Annotated in this window: 14 protein-coding genes; 4 read left to right on the forward strand and 10 right to left on the reverse strand. The window is 68.1% G+C overall.

Annotation, left to right across the window (positions count from 1 at the left end; genetic code table 11):
* Positions 1–51 precede the first annotated feature (51 nt).
* A complete protein-coding gene (kdpA, locus tag OHA10_RS09350) occupies positions 52–1,713 on the reverse strand; it encodes a potassium-transporting ATPase subunit KdpA (RefSeq protein WP_371405771.1) in 1,662 nt (553 codons plus the stop codon).
* Positions 1,713–1,802, reverse strand: coding sequence for a K(+)-transporting ATPase subunit F (gene kdpF / locus OHA10_RS09355; RefSeq protein ID WP_137256202.1), 90 nt, complete (start codon positions 1,800–1,802; stop codon positions 1,713–1,715). The genes kdpA and kdpF overlap by 1 nt, the downstream gene beginning before the upstream one ends.
* A gap of 248 nt (positions 1,803–2,050) precedes the next feature.
* On the opposite strand from kdpF, the gene OHA10_RS09360 reads away from it, so the two are divergent.
* Complete coding sequence (locus tag OHA10_RS09360) at positions 2,051–2,674, forward strand: hypothetical protein (RefSeq protein ID WP_371405772.1); 624 nt, start codon at positions 2,051–2,053, stop codon at positions 2,672–2,674.
* Here the strand turns inward: OHA10_RS09360 and OHA10_RS09365 are convergent.
* Both OHA10_RS09365 and OHA10_RS09370 read right to left on the reverse strand, forming a co-directional pair.
* A complete protein-coding gene (locus tag OHA10_RS09365; protein ID WP_371405773.1) occupies positions 2,671–3,477 on the reverse strand; it encodes a PhzF family phenazine biosynthesis protein in 807 nt (268 codons plus the stop codon). The genes OHA10_RS09360 and OHA10_RS09365 overlap by 4 nt on opposite strands.
* 61 nt (positions 3,478–3,538) lie before the next feature.
* Positions 3,539–3,931 carry a RidA family protein gene (locus OHA10_RS09370; RefSeq protein WP_371405774.1) on the reverse strand — a complete coding sequence of 131 codons (393 nt, stop codon included), beginning with the start codon at positions 3,929–3,931 and terminating at the stop codon, positions 3,539–3,541.
* A gap of 133 nt (positions 3,932–4,064) precedes the next feature.
* On the opposite strand from OHA10_RS09370, the gene OHA10_RS09375 reads away from it, so the two are divergent.
* Positions 4,065–5,159, forward strand: a complete 1,095-nt coding sequence (locus OHA10_RS09375) for a TIGR03118 family protein (RefSeq protein WP_371405775.1) — start codon at positions 4,065–4,067, stop codon at positions 5,157–5,159.
* Positions 5,160–5,162: 3 nt separating this feature from the next.
* On the opposite strand, the gene OHA10_RS09380 is transcribed toward OHA10_RS09375, so the two are convergent.
* The 4 genes from OHA10_RS09380 to OHA10_RS09395 form a co-directional block, all read right to left on the reverse strand.
* Entirely contained in the window at positions 5,163–6,035 is an 873-nt protein-coding gene (locus OHA10_RS09380; RefSeq protein ID WP_371405776.1) for a GNAT family N-acetyltransferase, read from the reverse strand.
* A 13-nt stretch (positions 6,036–6,048) separates the two neighbouring features.
* Positions 6,049–6,867 (reverse strand): class I SAM-dependent methyltransferase, encoded by an 819-nt coding sequence (locus OHA10_RS09385; RefSeq protein WP_371405777.1) that lies wholly within the window; start codon positions 6,865–6,867, stop codon positions 6,049–6,051.
* A gap of 109 nt (positions 6,868–6,976) precedes the next feature.
* Positions 6,977–7,537: a cysteine dioxygenase family protein gene (locus tag OHA10_RS09390; RefSeq protein ID WP_371405778.1), complete on the reverse strand. Its 561-nt coding sequence runs from the start codon at positions 7,535–7,537 to the stop codon at positions 6,977–6,979.
* On the reverse strand, positions 7,534–8,439 hold the full coding sequence (locus OHA10_RS09395; protein ID WP_371405779.1) for an amidohydrolase family protein: 906 nt from the start codon (positions 8,437–8,439) through the stop codon (positions 7,534–7,536). Before OHA10_RS09395 ends, OHA10_RS09390 begins: the two co-directional genes overlap by 4 nt.
* Positions 8,440–8,555: 116 nt before the next feature.
* Here OHA10_RS09395 and OHA10_RS09400 point away from each other — a divergent pair, with 116 nt between their 5' ends.
* The gene (locus OHA10_RS09400; protein ID WP_371405780.1) at positions 8,556–9,566 is read left to right on the forward strand and encodes a LacI family DNA-binding transcriptional regulator; all 1,011 of its coding nucleotides are present in this window, start codon (positions 8,556–8,558) and stop codon (positions 9,564–9,566) included.
* Between the two features lie 464 nt (positions 9,567–10,030).
* Here OHA10_RS09400 and OHA10_RS09405 read toward each other — a convergent pair whose 3' ends face one another.
* The gene (locus OHA10_RS09405; protein WP_371405781.1) at positions 10,031–10,564 is read right to left on the reverse strand and encodes a PadR family transcriptional regulator; all 534 of its coding nucleotides are present in this window, start codon (positions 10,562–10,564) and stop codon (positions 10,031–10,033) included.
* 107 nt (positions 10,565–10,671) lie between these two features.
* Here OHA10_RS09405 and OHA10_RS09410 point away from each other — a divergent pair, with 107 nt between their 5' ends.
* Positions 10,672–11,502 carry an SDR family NAD(P)-dependent oxidoreductase gene (locus OHA10_RS09410; protein ID WP_371405782.1) on the forward strand — a complete coding sequence of 277 codons (831 nt, stop codon included), beginning with the start codon at positions 10,672–10,674 and terminating at the stop codon, positions 11,500–11,502.
* A 451-nt stretch (positions 11,503–11,953) separates the two neighbouring features.
* Here OHA10_RS09410 and OHA10_RS09415 read toward each other — a convergent pair whose 3' ends face one another.
* Positions 11,954–14,878: a M36 family metallopeptidase gene (locus OHA10_RS09415; RefSeq protein WP_371405783.1), complete on the reverse strand. Its 2,925-nt coding sequence runs from the start codon at positions 14,876–14,878 to the stop codon at positions 11,954–11,956.
* Positions 14,879–14,899: the final 21 nt, after the last annotated feature.

Raw genomic sequence — 14,899 nt, forward strand, 5'->3', positions numbered from 1 at the left:
CTCTCTTCGGGGGTGCCGCCGGCGTCGACGCGGGCGGTTTTACGAGCGTGGTCACAGTCCCTCCGCGAGGGGTCCAAGAGTCAGTGCAGGGAAGTAGGTCAGGCCGGTCACGATCAGGACGGTGCCGACGAGCAGCGTCACGAACAGGGCCTTGTGGGTGGGCAGCGTGCCCTGGGTCACCGGTACCGGCTGCTGCTGGGCGAGCGAACCGGCCAGCGCGAGCGCGAACACGATCGGGACGAACCGGCCGAGCAGCATCACCAGCCCGAGAGCGGTGTTGTAGAACGGGATGTTCGCGCTCAGACCGCCGAACGCGCTGCCGTTGTTGTTACCGGCCGAGGTGAACGCGTACAGCACTTCGGAGAACCCGTGTGGGCTGTCGGTGTTGAAGATCGAGGCTCGTGCCACCGCGAGTCCCATCGCCAGCGAGGCGCCGATCAGTACGACGGTCGGGGTCGTCAGGATGTACAGCGAGACCAGCTTCATCTCGCGCGCGGTGATCTTCTTCTTCAGGTACTCCGGGGTGCGTCCGACCATCAGGCCCGCGACGAACACCGCCAGGACGGCGAGGATGAGCATGCCGTAGAGACCCGTACCGGTACCGCCCGGCGAGACTTCTCCGAGCATCATGTGGAACAGCGTCGTACCGCCGCCGAGTGGAGTGAACGAGTCGTGGGCCGAGTTCACGGCACCGGTCGACGTACCCGTCGTCGACGTCGCGAACAGCGCCGAGGCCCATTCGCCGAAGCGGGTCTCCTTGCCCTCCATGGCAGCGCCCGCGGCCTGGGTCGCCGTACCGGCGCCCTGGTTCTCGAAGAACGTCGCGGAGAAGGTGAAGGCGGCCCAGAGCGTGCCCATCACGCCGAGGATCGCGTAGCCCTGCCGCTTGTCCTTCACCATCACGCCGAAGGTGCGGGTGAGGCAGACCGGGATGACCAGCAGGAGGAAGATCTCGAACAGGTTGGAGAGCGGGTTCGGGTTCTCGAACGGGTGCGCGGAGTTGGCGTTGTAGAAGCCGCCGCCGTTGGTGCCGAGCTCCTTGATGACCTCCTGGCTGGCCACCGGGCCGCCGGGGATGGTCTGGGTCTGGCCGACCACCGACGTGACCTCGTGCCCGCCGGAGAAGTTCTGTACGACGCCCATCGCGACCAGCGCGAGGGTGCCGACGACCGCGATCGGCAGCAGGATCCGCAGCGTGGTCCGGGTCAGGTCGACCCAGAAATTGCCGAGCCGGTCGGTCTTGGCCCGGGCGAACCCGCGGATCAGCGCGACCGCGACGACGATGCCGACAGCCGCGGAGAGGAAGTTCTGCACCGCCAGGCCGGCGAACTGGACCAGGTGACCCATCGTCACCTCGGGCGAGTACGACTGCCAGTTGGTGTTCGCGACGAACGAGGCGGCGGTGTTGAACGCCAGCCCGGACGGCACGTTCGGCAGGCCCAGCGACAGCGGCAGCCAGTGCTGCAGCCGCTGCAACAGATAGAGCAGTACGAGGCTCAGCGCGGAGAAGGCGATCAGCGACCGGGCATAGACGCCCCAGGTCTGATCGGCCTTCGAGTCGACGCCGAAGAGCCGGTAGGTCACCCGCTCGACGCCCAGGTCCTTCTCGGACGTGAAGACCCGAGCCATGTACCCGCCCAGCGGCCGGTAGACGGCAGCCAGGCACAGGAGGAGGAAGCCGATCTGCAACAGACCGGCCGCAGTGTCTGACATCAGAACCTCTCGGGGAAGATCAGGGCGGCGATCAGGTAGAGGACCAGAGCAGCGGCCACCACCAGGCCGGCAATGTTCTCGGCGCTCACAACTTCTCCACTCCACGCAGCGCGAACCAGACGGCCGCGAACACGACGACGGTGACTGCGATGTAGATGACGTCAGCCATGACGACTCCACCTCGCGACAAATGTGCTCATGGGTTCAACTGCACACCGCTAGCTGCGGGCTCAGGAGGGTTCTCGCAGGCCTCTCACACCCGCTGACAGAGCTCTCACAGGCTTCTCACATACTTACGGCTGGCATCCCCACCGACAGACAAGGGAAGATCCCGCACGTGACTGAACTGGACACCCCCGCCCCCGCCGAGCAGTTCTTCTCCGCGGAGACCCGGGCCGCGCTGGCCGAGGCCAGCCAGAAGCTGGCCGAGCGCCTGCTGGCCCACACCGAGGCGTTGCTGGCGATGACCGGCGACGAGGACAACTCCGAGCTCTTCGAGCACAATGCCGCGCTCGAGGGCGTGGTCGAGGACTGGAACGAGGCCGTCTTCGAGCACACCGGTACGACGCCGCTGCTGCTGGACGAGTCGGACGACGACGAGGACGAGGAAGATGTCGAGCCGGACCAGGTGATCAGTGTGGTGTCACGGTTCGACCTGCGCGTGGTCGACCTGGACGCGCTGCTGGAGGCCGGCCGGGCCGCGCAGGAGCGGCACCCGGCCGAGCTGGACGAGTCCGGCGAGCGGGAGCCGGTCGACTCCGCCGAGCAGGCGATCTACGAGATCAGCCGCGAGGTCGGCGAGGCCTGGTTCGAGCTGCCGGGGATCGAGATGGTCGCCGGCGCGCGGGCGTACGTCGTACCGGAGCCGCCGTTCGAGCCGCTGGACGCCGACGCCGAGGACGTCGTCACCGAACTCATCGCCCCGAACGGCGTGGCCACCCACGCCGAGACCTGGGCCTAGACCAGTAGTTCGCCGTCCAGGACCGTGATCGCCTGGCCCTTCAGGTAGACGCGGTCGCCGGATGAGCTGACCTGGACGACCCCGCCTCGGGCGGACGCCTGGTACCCGACCAGTTCGTTCCGTCCGAGGCGTTCGCCCCAGTACGGCGCCAGACTCGTGTGCGCGCTCCCGGTGACCGGGTCCTCCGGGATCCCACTGCCCGGCGCGAAGAACCGCGAGACGAAGTCGTACTCCGAGCCCTGCGCTGTCACGATCACCCCGCGCAGCTTCTCCCGCTCGATGATCCCGGCCATCGCGTCGTAGTCCGGGACGACTGCACGCACCGTCGCCTCGTCACGGACGACGACCAGGAGATCGCGGAGCTCGCCCGTGATGTAGACCTCCGAGAACTCGACCGCCAAGGCTGCGCCGAGCCCGTCCGGAGCCGGCACCTCGGTCGGCCGGTTGACCGGAAAGTCCAGCGTGATCCCGTCGTCCGCGACCGTCGCGATCAGGATGCCGCTGCGCGTTGCGAAAGCAACCTTCCCGGACACCTTGTCGTCCGACACCAGCGCATGCGTGGTCGCGAGCGTGGCGTGGCCACAGAGCCGCTCTTCCAGAGTCGGGGTGAACCAGCGCAGATCCCAGTCCGCGTCGGCCCGCTCCGACGGCCGGGCGAACGCGGTCTCGGCGTGGTTCATCTCGGCGGCAACGGCCAGCATCCAGGCCTCGTCGGGCCATTCCCCGGCCTCGAGGAGACAGACCCCGGCCGGATTCCCGGTGAACGGACGTGCCGCGAACGCGTCGACAACCCTGATCCTCATAGCTCGACGCTAAACAGGACCGCTGCGGGTTTCCATAGCCATTCGGCACCGGGTGGACCGGTCAGGCCATCGCGACGGCCTCGATCTCGAGCAGCCAGTTCTCCGCGTAGATGTCGGCGATGACGACCGTGAGCGCCGGGGCATGATCGCCGAGGACCTCTTCGCGGATCTTCGCGTTCAGCGCGCGGTACTGCCGGTCGGACAGGTACGTCGTCACCTTGACCAGGTTCCGGATCCCCATCCCCGCCTCGGACAGCACGGCCAGCACGTTCCGCCAGACCATCCGGCACTGCGCCTCGAACGTCTCCGGCACCCGCCCGTGCTCGTTGCCCCACGGCACCTGCCCGCTGACGAACACCATCCGCTGCGCGCCGTCGACCTGGACACCGTGGCTGTACTTGCCCGACATCGGCAGGATCGACGGATTCAGTGGCTCGATCGCTAGATCTGGCATGGATTCCCCCTTCTACTTCGTCAATGCTTCCCCACCCGGGTAACTCCGTCATGTCTACCTTGCGGCGATTGAACCGCCTAGCCCACCCGGTCGTATCGATGGTGTTCCGCATCCCTACCGACAGGAAAGTGACATGTCACTCCGCTCGAAGGGCCGGCCACTCGCGGTTGCCACCGCACTGGTCAGCGGCCTCGCACTTGTCACCCCGGTGACCGCCAGCGCGCACGGGTCGCATCACGCGCTCGCCGTACAACAGGTCAACCTGGTCTCGGACCAGGCCGGCAAAGCTGTCCTGACCGACCCGGACCTGGTGAACCCGTGGGGGCTGTCGCTCGGCGCGACCACCCCGCTCTGGGTGTCCAACCAAGGTACGTCGACGTCCACGCTGTACTCCGCCGCGCCCGGCTCGAACACCGTGACGAAGGTGCCGACCGTCCGGGTCACGGTGCCGCTGCCGACCGGGCAGGTGTCCAACCCGGGCACCGGGTTCCTGGTCAGCAACGCGACCGCGTCCGCACCGGCACGGTTCATCTTCGCCACGCTGACCGGCCAGATCGAGGCCTGGAACCCGACGATCAACCCGTTGATGGGGCCGGCCGACATCAAGGCGACCGTCAAGGGCGCGGCGTACACCGGGCTGGCGATCTCGCCCGCGTCCGACCGGCTGTTCGCGGCGAACTTCGCGCAGGGCAAGGTAGACGTATTCGACAACGCGTTCATGCCGGTGAAACTGTCGAAGTGGGCCTTCCGGGACCTGTCGCTGCCGCGCGGGTTCGCGCCGTTCAACGTGCAGACGCTGAACGACCACGTCTTCGTGACGTATGCGAAGCCCGACCCGAAGACCGGCCGCAGCCAGGCCGGACACGGACTCGGGTACGTCGACGAGTACACCGTGGACGGGAAGTTCGTCACCCGGGTGGCCACGCGCGGCGCGCTGAACGCGCCGTGGGGTCTGACCCTTGCTCCCGCGAGCTGGGGTGAGCCCACCGGCACGCTCCTCGTCGGCAACTTCGGCGACGGCCGGATCAACATCCTGCGGCCGAAGTCGCACGGCAGGTTCGACTTCGCCGGGCAGGTCCGCAACAGCCACGGCAGGACCCTGGTGATCGACGGCCTCTGGGCGCTCCTGCCAGGCACCGCCACCACCGGCGGCACCGACACGCTGTGGTTCTCCGCCGGACCGGCCAAGGAGACCCACGGCCTCCTCGGCCAGCTCCGGATGCCGTAGTAGTCAGAGAGATTTCTCGAACCAGTGATGCGCGTAGGGCTCGGTGTTGAAGGCCGGTACCTCCTCGAAGCCTGAGGAGCGGTAGAGGGCGATCGCCTCCTTCAGGTTGTGGTTGGTCTCGAGCCGTACGACGGTGGCGCCGTTCGCGGCCGCCGTACGCTCGAGCTCGGCGAGCAGCCGGCGGCCCAGCCCGAGCCCGCGCGCATCCGGTGACACCCACATCCGTTTGATCTCGGCCGGGTCGGAGCCGTGCAGCTTGAGCGCACCGCAGCCGACCGGCTCCGACCGCAACGTTGCCACGAGCAACAACCCGGCGGGGAGCGTCAACTCGGCATGGTCCGCCGAGATGCTCCGCGCCGGGTCGAACCCGGTCTCGAACCTGCGCTCGAGCTCCTCGAAGTACGCGTTCAAGCAGTACTGCGCCGCCGGTAGCCGCGGGTCGACGATCTCGACCCGGACCATCGACGCCGTCAGCAACCGGGTCACCTCATCCATCGCCGCGGTCAACCGCTCCCGCTGCCGGTCATCGAGCGGCTCGAGGATCGAGGCCGCCAACTCGTCCGACCGCTCATCGAGCACCCGCCGCTCGTCGAGCCCTTTACCCGTCAGCCGCGCCATCCGCACCCGCGCATCCGCCACACTCGGCTCGACCTCCACCAGACCCGCGCTGGTCAGCGACCGCAGCAACCGGCTCAGATACCCGGAGTCGAGATCAAGCCGCGCACGCAGGGTGCGCACGTCGCACCCATCCACGCCGATCTCCCACAACACCCGGTCCTCCCCCAGCGGACGACCGCGCGCCAGGTAGTCCTCCTGCAACACCCCAACCCGCTGCGTCACCATCCGATTGAACCGCCGCACCTCCGCAACACTCATCCTCTGACCTTAGTCAGAGATCTGCTCGTTGGCCCAGTCCGAAGAGGAGGGAACTCGACTGCACCATCTCCGGATACCTGTCCGCGAGCCTGGCGCACTCCAGCGCCGTGTGGAGCGGATCGGGTTCCTGGAGGCTGTCGGGGAGGGGTTGGTCGCCGTAGTGGGCGTCGATCATGACCGTCAGCCAGCCGCCGGGGCCGGTGAGGCCGTGGATGAGGACGCCACGGAGGCCGGCGTGGGTGAGTTCGGCTCGCAACTGCGCGACAGTGTGGTACGTCGTGTGCGCCATCCGGTCGTTCCGCGGGCTGTACCCGTCGCGCAGGATGTCCGTCACCACGGCCTGCCGCTGGATCAACGTGTTCGCCAGCGTGGAGCCGATCAGATTGGCAGCCCGGTTGATCGCCACCACCGCCACGAACCCACCGAGCTTCGTCACCCGGATCGCCTCACGCAGCGCGAGCTGCCGCTCGCCCGACTCCCGCAGGTGATACATCGGCCCGGCCACGAACGCCGCGTCGAACTCCTCGTCCTCCCACGGCAGCCGCCGCGCATCCCCTTGTACTGCGCTGATCCCGGCCTCGGTCGCCTGCCGAACGTGATGCTCGACCGGATCGAGCAGCTCGACGTCGTACCCACGGCGCTTCAACCAAGCAGCGTGGACCCCGGGCCCGCCGCCGATGTCCGCAACCGCCGCGGGAGGCGCCGGCAGATACCTGTTCAGCAGATCCTGTACCCGGGCCAGCTCCAACCGTCCCTTGACGGTCGATCCGAGCCGGCTCGCTTCGTCGTACCGCTCGCTGTAGTGCTCTTCGAGCTCCAAGTGCATCGTCATGACACCCGAGTCTGAGCACAGAACCCGCCCCCGGGCAGGGCAGATCCCGGGGCAGATCAATCTGCCCCGGGTTGCCCCGATTCCCCTATCCCTTGTTCCTTTGTATTTGTCAGTCGATCGGGCGGAGCTCGTCGGCGTACGAGACCGAGACCCGGCGGAGTACGCCTTCCTTCACGGAGTACTGACCCATGCGCCACAGCGGCGGGCTGTAGGCGTGGACGGTGACGCTGCCCTTGTCCAGACCGGTGAGGCGGTGGATGTGATCGGGCCCGAAGCCGTACACGTCGCCGGCCTCGACCTCGGTCTCGATCGACTCCACGCCGATCGCGAGGTTGTGCTCGACGAGCTTGCCGCGGGCGACCGCGACCGCGCCGGAGGAGACGTCGTGGTCGTGCCAACCGGTGTCGTTGACCGGGGTCCAGCAGATCAGCCAGACGTCGACGTTCGCGTCGCGGTGGAGGGAGGCGAAGACGCGCTCCTCGTCGGAGTACGCGACCTGGTCCTCCCACAGGTGCGGCTGCGCGGCGATCGACGCGGCCAGCTCGGACAGTTCGTCGGGGGTGAGGTCGCGGCCTGGAAGGTCATCCAGCGACAGACAGTTGTTGAGCTCCACGAGCCGGCTGGCCTGGCGAGCTGGGACGTTAGGTACGTCGATCGGCTGGGCAGTCACTGCACTCCCCTCTCAGGAGTCGTAGTAGCACCGGTGCCGAAGAGCAGCCGGTGTGGATTGTCGTGGCGGATCACCGCGGTCGCGGCATCGCCTTGGCGGAGGTCGGTGGTCCCGGCGTACGGCCGGTCGGTGCCGTGCACGACCTGGTCGATGCCGAGGATCCGCGCGACCGCGTCGATCCCCTGCGGGCCGTAGCTCGAGGTGTCGACGTACAGATTGGGATCGATGGTGCCGAGCCGGCCGCCGCGGGCAGCCAGCCGCTCGTGGTGCACCGGCGCGAGACCGGCCGCGGCGGCGAAGCACAACCGCAGGCCCGGGTACGTACGCCGTCCGCCGAACGCGTGCCACGCCCACCAGGCCGCTTGCAGCTGGGTGGTGTAGTCGACGACCGGCGCCCACCAGCAGAGATCTTCGTTCGACCGGGCCGAGCCGGGGTGGACCAGGATCGGCTTGTTCAATCGCTCGAGGGTCTGCAGCAGCTCACCGAGCGCCTCCCAGGACGACGGTGCGCCGAGTACATGGGCAGGCAGCTGCAGCCCGAGGAATCCCTTGTTCAGAAGGGATTCCAGCTGCTTGATGTCGGTTTCGAGTAGGTCGACAGACGCCCACGCCCGGAACGGTTGCGGGAAGAGTGTGGCACCTTCGTGCCAGGCGGCGAGCAGCTCCGCGTCGCCGAGTTCTTCGATGCCCAGCGGGCTCGACAGCGAGACGGCGGCGAGCGTCGTACCGGCATCCTGTTCGAGCGCCACCCGCTTGCCGATCTCGTGCGCCGCGGGGTCCACGTCGTACGGCGCCTCGGTCGCGGTGTGCAGCGTCCAGCCGTCGAGGTACGGCGGCTCGCGACGCGCTCGGAGCCGGTCGACGAACGCTTCCGGCCAGAGGTGCTGGTGGACGTCGATCATCGGCTCCCCCTCTCGGCGGTTTGATCAGATTGAAGCGCTTCAGGATGCTTAGAGTGAAGCGCTTCAAAGGCCGCGTCGTCAAGTTTTTGTCCACGGCTGCGGCTAGGGTCGTGGGCATGTCCGGAACCGGCCGGAGGCCAACCCTCAAGGACATCGCCAGCGAGACCGGGCTCTCGATGGCCGCTGTGTCGTACGCGCTGCGCGGTCTGCACGGCACGCCCGAGACACGGCAACGGGTCCAGGACGCCGCCGACCGCCTCGGGTACCAGGCCGATCCGGTCGCCCGCGCGCTCGCCTCGGGCCGGAGCGGCTCGATCGGCGTGCTGTGCGCCTCCCTCGAGGATCTCTGGCAGCAACGGGTCGCGGCCGCGCTCGGCCGCGAGCTCCTCGCGCCGGACCGGAACGCCTGGATCATCGACTCGGCCGGCGATGCCGACCGGCAGCTCGAGCTCGCCCAGCACCTCGTCGACCACCGCGCCGACGCGATCGTTGTGATCCCGATCGACCCGGCCGCGAAGGAGTGGGCCGAGATCGCGAAACAGGCGCCGGTGATCGCGATCGGCGACGCCCTGCCCGGCGCGAAGGCGAAGTCCGAGGTGATCTTCGACAACGAGACCGGCGTGAGTACGGCGCTGCGCCGGCTCGCGGACGCGGGTCACCGCAACGTCGCCGTGCTGAGCCCGACCCGGCGTCTCGAGGTTGAACGCCCGGCCGAGGAGATCGCTCAAAGCGTCGCGGCCGACCTCGGTCTGAAGCTCCGCCTGCTGCAATGCCCGCACGACCTGACCGGGGCGACCGACGTCGCCCGCGCGCTCCTGACCAGCGCGAACCCCCCGACCGGCATCCTCGCCCTCGCCGACTCGATGGCCTTCGGGGTGTACGCCGCCAGCCGCGAGCTCGGCCTGCGCATCCCGGACGACCTGTCGCTGCTCGGGTACGACGACCAGCCGATGTCCCAGCTGCTCACTCCGCCGCTGTCCACGTTCCACTGGCCCCTCGACGACCTGGTCAGCCACGTCGTCAGCCGCGTCACGTCGGCAGTCGACACCAACCGCCGAGTCCGCCGTACCACCCTCACGCCAACCCTGATCGAACGCGGCTCGGTCGCCGCCCCGCCGACCAACTAGGCGAGCCGGCCACCGATGCGCGACAGGATCCACGCGCTCGAAACTAGACCAAGTCAGTACACTTACTTGCCGATGTCCACGATCCGGGACGACGATGCCTGGAAATGGACTGCGGTCAGCCCCCGCGGGCTACGCAGGCGCTTTCTTCGTCGCTGCGCTCCTCAGCGCACCCACTCCGCGCGCTCCCACCCACCCCCCGCTCATCGCGGTGCATCCCCTTCCGGCTATCGCCGGACCGTGCGCGCTGCCGCGCGTGTGACTACACCGGGGTCAGGCAAGACCGCACCCATCGAAGCGACCCTCACGCGGCGCTACGGCCGGGACCGACATCCCGCCCGGGAGCGTGCTCCACTCGACCACCGGGCAGATCGAGTGCCGCGCAGATCGAGTCCGCGAACGTCGGCGGTCACGCCAGGTGGGTGACGCGAGTGTGCACGCGGGCCGGCTGCGTCTCCTCTGCTATTTCAGGAAGGTTTGGCAGGCGGGACGGTTTGGGCCCATTCAGCCCAGTCGGCGAGGGCGGAGTACAGGCGCACGCCAGCCTCGATGGTGACGCGCATCGACTGTGTCTGCTCGCTGTACCCGAACTCCCCGCGATCCTTCCGCGCCGCATAGTCGCGATACTGCTCCGCGAGCTCGCGGTAATAGCTGGCCTCGGCCTCGAGATAACGCTGCAGCTCGTCGGTCTCCATCATCCAGAAGAACAGCGAGCGCAGCAGCGGCTGCAACCGCATGGTGTGGTCCACATCGACATCGGTCAGCCAGCGCTTCACCTCCGCGACGCCGGCATCGGTGATCCGGTACGCCTTCCGTCGCCGCGGCCCCTCGCTCTCGACCTCGACCAGGCCTTCGGCGGCGAGCTTGTTCAGCTCGGCGTAGATCTTCGGATGCTGCGCCGGCCAGATCGAGCCGAGCACCTCGGTGAACCGTCCGGCCAGGTCGTACCCGCTGGCCGGCCCTTCGGCGAGCAGCCCGAGCAGCCCGTGCCGCAGTGACATGTCCACCTCCTTCGCTGTACGGCCATCTTGACATGTCCCCACGGACATGTGCATGCTCAGATATGTCCCTAGGGACATGTCCTAGAGGACATATCCGAGGAGTTCATATGACTGAGGCACGGGCAGTTCTCGTCACCGGATCAACCGGCGGCATCGGTACGGCGACGGTCCGGCTGCTGCAGAGCCGGGGCTTCACCGTGTACGCCGGGGCGCGGGGCCGGGCCGAGTTCGAACCGGGGGTGCGGGTAGTGCCGCTGGACGTCGCAGATCCGGAGAGCGTCGCCGCGGCGGCCAAGCGGGTCGCGGGCGAGGTGGACGGTCTGTGGGCGGTGATCAACAACGCCGGCGTGATCGTGCAAGGACCGCTGGAGTTGGTGCCGGCCGACGAGTGGCGCCGCCAACTCGAGGTGAACACGCTCGGCCCGGCGTCGGTGATCCGCGAGTTCCTACCGCTGATCCGTGCCGGTCATGGGCGGATCGTGAATGTGAGTGCGGCTACTGGACGGGTTGCGATGCCACTGCTTGGCGCGCTGTCCGCGAGCAAGGCTGGGCTCGAGGCGCTATCGAACGCACTGCGGTTGGAGTTGGCCGCGTGGAAGATCCCGGTAGTGGTCGTCGAGCCAGGAACAACCGAGACCGAGATCTTCGCCCGGTCGGGCGCGGCCGCGGACGCCGCGATGCAGCACGCCGATCGCGAGCGGGTCGAGTTGTATCGAGCTCACTTGGCCGCCTACGAAAAGGCAATGGGCCGCTTCAAGCCAGGCCCGGTGGAGAAGGTTGCCGAGGTCATCGTCCGCGCAGTCGAAACCCGCCACCCACGCCGCCGGTACGCCGTCGCCGAAGCTCGCACCCTCGGCGCCATCCTCCCGAAACTCCCAGCAGGTCTGAGAGACCGCGCCCTGACCACCGCCGTCGGCCTGAACAACATCAAGCCGTAAACGCATCCAGCCCCGCGTGCTAGCCAGATGCTTCCTCCGTCGCTGCGCTCACCGCATCTGCTCCGAGCAGTAGGTACGAAGAGAGCCGTCGGCACAGTGCAGCCGGCGACCTACTGCGGATTGGAGCGGCGCGTAGCGCGGCGACGGAGGAGCCGGGCGTAGCACCGCGTGAGGGTCGGTTCGATGGGTGCGGTCCTGCCTGACCGCGGTGTAGTCACACGCGCGGCAGCGCGCACGGTCCGGCGATAGCCGGAAGGGGATGCACCGCGATGAGCGGGGGGTGGGTGGGAGCGCGCGGAGTGGGTGCGCTGAGGAGCGTAGCGACGAAGAAGGCGCCTGCGTAGCCCGCGGGGGCGGCAAACAACCAGAAGGGCCGACCGAGCAAGATGCTCGGCCGGCCCTTCCTTTCAGCTCTACAGAGTTACTTCTTGCCGAAGACCTGGATTTCGGGTTACTTCTTGCCGAAGACCTGGATTTCGGTCATGTCGGTGAACTGGCAGCCGCCGAAGGCGCCGGCGGGGCAGTTCGTTTCGAAGTCCGGGACCTGCGGGCTGGTCATCACGAACCGGACGTACTGGATGCCGGTCGCGTTGCCGGTCGGGGCGACCAGGTTGTACTTGCCGCGGTTGGTGGCGTCGAAGGTGCCGGACGCCGCGACCGCCCAGGTGTTGCCGTCGACCGAGGTCTCGACCCGGTAGCCACCGGTCGAGGCGCTGCCCGGGTCACCACAGGTGTTGGACGGGTCGATGTTGAAGCCGGACACGTTGACCTTGGCCGGGAGCTTGATGTCGATGTGCTTCTCGATCATCTTGTTGGTCGGCGTGCCGTTGTCGTCGCCGGTCGTGCTGCCCCAGCCGGTGCCCTGGGCGTTGTCGATGGCGAACGCCGGGCCGCACTGCGGCGTGAAGTCCGGACCGTTGAAGTCGGTCACCGTGCCACCGCCGGAGGAGGCGGCCCAGTTGCGACGCGGGGTGAAGTTCGCCTTGGCGCCGGGCTTGACCGTGGCCGGCTGGACCAGCAGTTCGTACCCCGGAGCGGACATCACGAGCTTCGAGTACGTGCCCGGTGCGACACCCGTGATCGAGTAGTTGCCGTTGGCATCGGTCGTACCGGCGTAGTCACCGGCGTACCCGGAGGAGTGGCCACCGACGTAGACCAGCGCGCCGGCCACCGGAGCGCCGGTGTCCTTGTCCTTCACCGTGCCGGTCAGGGTCGTGGTCGCACCCGTCGGCGGCTTGTGGAAGTCCTCGGCCGGGAACGCGTCGCCGCCGTCGACGACACCGGCGTACCAGCCCATGCCGCGGTTGGCGAAGACGGTCCAGATGGTGTCGGCGTTCTTGCCGCCGCTGGCGACCAGGTCGGCCTGGACGATCGCGTTGCGCATGTCGAGCATCGTCGGGTCGGCCGGCGACAGCTCCATCGCGCGGGTGATGATGCTCATCGCGTACGCGCGGCCGAAGCGCTCACGCAGGTCCCACAGCGTCTGGGCCCAGACCTCACCGGAGGAGTGCACCTCCGGCGTACCGCCGATGGTCGGGAAGTCGCCGTAGGTGTAGCCGCCCTTCGAACCGTCGGGCTGGATGCAGTTCGGGCTGACCGCCTTGACGCGGCAGTCGATCGCCTGGGTCCGGAACAGCTCGCCGTGCGAGACGTACCGGCCCTCGAGGACCTCACCCGGAGCGGTGGTGTCCTTCTCCAGACCGTGCGAGACCAGGTAGTCCATCGCGTAGAAGTCGCTCCAGGCCTCACCCATCGAGCCGGCCTGGATGCTGTTCAGCGTGGAGTTACCGGTGGCGTCGACGACCAGGCGGTTCGACAGACCGTGGGTGTACTCGTGGTACAGGATGCTGGCGTCGTTCGCGCCGCTGGACGGGACGTAGCCCTCCTGCGCGTCCGTCGTCCCCGGGAAGTGCCACAGGTACATCTGCATGGTCGGCGGGGTGCCGTCCGGCGGGGTCGACATGTTCGCGTTGTCGATGTGGTTGGCGTCGGGACCGCCGTTCGCAGCGGTGGCCGCGCCGTCCAGTGCGTTCAGCAGCACCGGGTCGCCGCCCGCGGCGTCGAACGAGCCGGCCGCCGGGGTGAAGCTGATCGGCGGCTTCGCCAGCCAGTCGTGGAAGTTGCTGGCCAGGTAGAACGCGTTGGTGACGTCCTGGTTCATGTTGGTCTTCCAGGAGTCCGGCTTCGCCGGGTCCCAGGTGCAGATGAACGAGGCCGAGCAGAACGACGAGGCGTTCTGGAACGTCGTCAGCTTGTACTCCGAGCCGGTCTTCGTGCCCGGGACCTTGACGGTCTCACCCGGGTTCGGCTGGTTGTCGTCGTTGACGTCCGCGAAGGCGGCGACCGACGTACCGTCGAGGAGGGTCTTCGCGTTCTTCGGCAGCCACTTGTTGTAGATCAGGTTCTCGGTGCGCTGCGTGCCGCCCTTCGCCGCACCCGGGTAGTAGTCCTGCACCAGCGCGTCGCCGTTGCCCTCGCTGACCAGGTCCTTGCGGTAGAGCGTGGCACCGGTCTGGGCGTCGACGACGTGGCTGTAGATGTTCTGGCCACCGGAGTTGGTGTAGGTCAGCCAACCCTTCTGCAGCCCGTCCGCCGTGTGGAACCACACCTGCTTCGCGGTGTCGCCGTTGCTCCACTTGGTGTTCACACCGGACGTGGTCGCGGTCGCGGACTTCGCCGTACCGCCGACGTCCTTGATGGCGGCGCTGCGGGCGCCGGCCGCGGAGACCTTCGGCGCGGCCTCGGCCGACCGCGTCTGCGCGGCCGTGGTCAGGCCGGCGACGGGCGAGCCCATCACCGAGATCAGCTGGCCGTTCTTGGTGACGTTGGCCTTCAGGCCGTTGCCGAAGACCTCGACGCCGTCGACCACCTGGGTCCAGAAGATGTGGTGGGTGCCGAGATCGTCGACGTAGTCCTTGCGCAGCTTCAGCGTGCCGAGGTCGGCGTCGGAGAGCTTGAAGATCTCCGGGTGGGCCTTCACATATCCGAGCGCGACATCAGTGGCCTTCTTGGCGCTCTTGCCGGTCAGGAAACCGTTCAGCTTGGTGACCTGGGCCGGGGTGCCGGTGTTCGGGTCGACCTGGACGACACCCTGCGTGCCGAGCGAGTCGCGGAACTTCTTCGCGGCGGCGGTTTCCTTGCCCTGCACCTTGGCGGAGCGGGCGTAGGTGGTCTTGGCGTTCGGCGTCCGGGCGTCGTAGTTGCCCTTGCGCTCCTTGCTCGCCGTCTGCTTGTCGGCCTGTGCAGGCTTCTTGGCATCGGCGCCGCCGGGCTTCTGCGCGGCGTCCGCGCCACCGGCGGTCATGGCCAGCACGACGGCGGCCGCGGAGACGGCTGAGACTGCCAGGAGCCCCCGCCCTCTGCGTGATGTTGTCACAGCAAATCTCCATGGAGTTCG

Origin of the sequence: Kribbella sp. NBC_00662 (genome assembly GCF_041430295.1) — a bacterium.
Lineage (GTDB): Bacteria > Actinomycetota > Actinomycetes > Propionibacteriales > Kribbellaceae > Kribbella.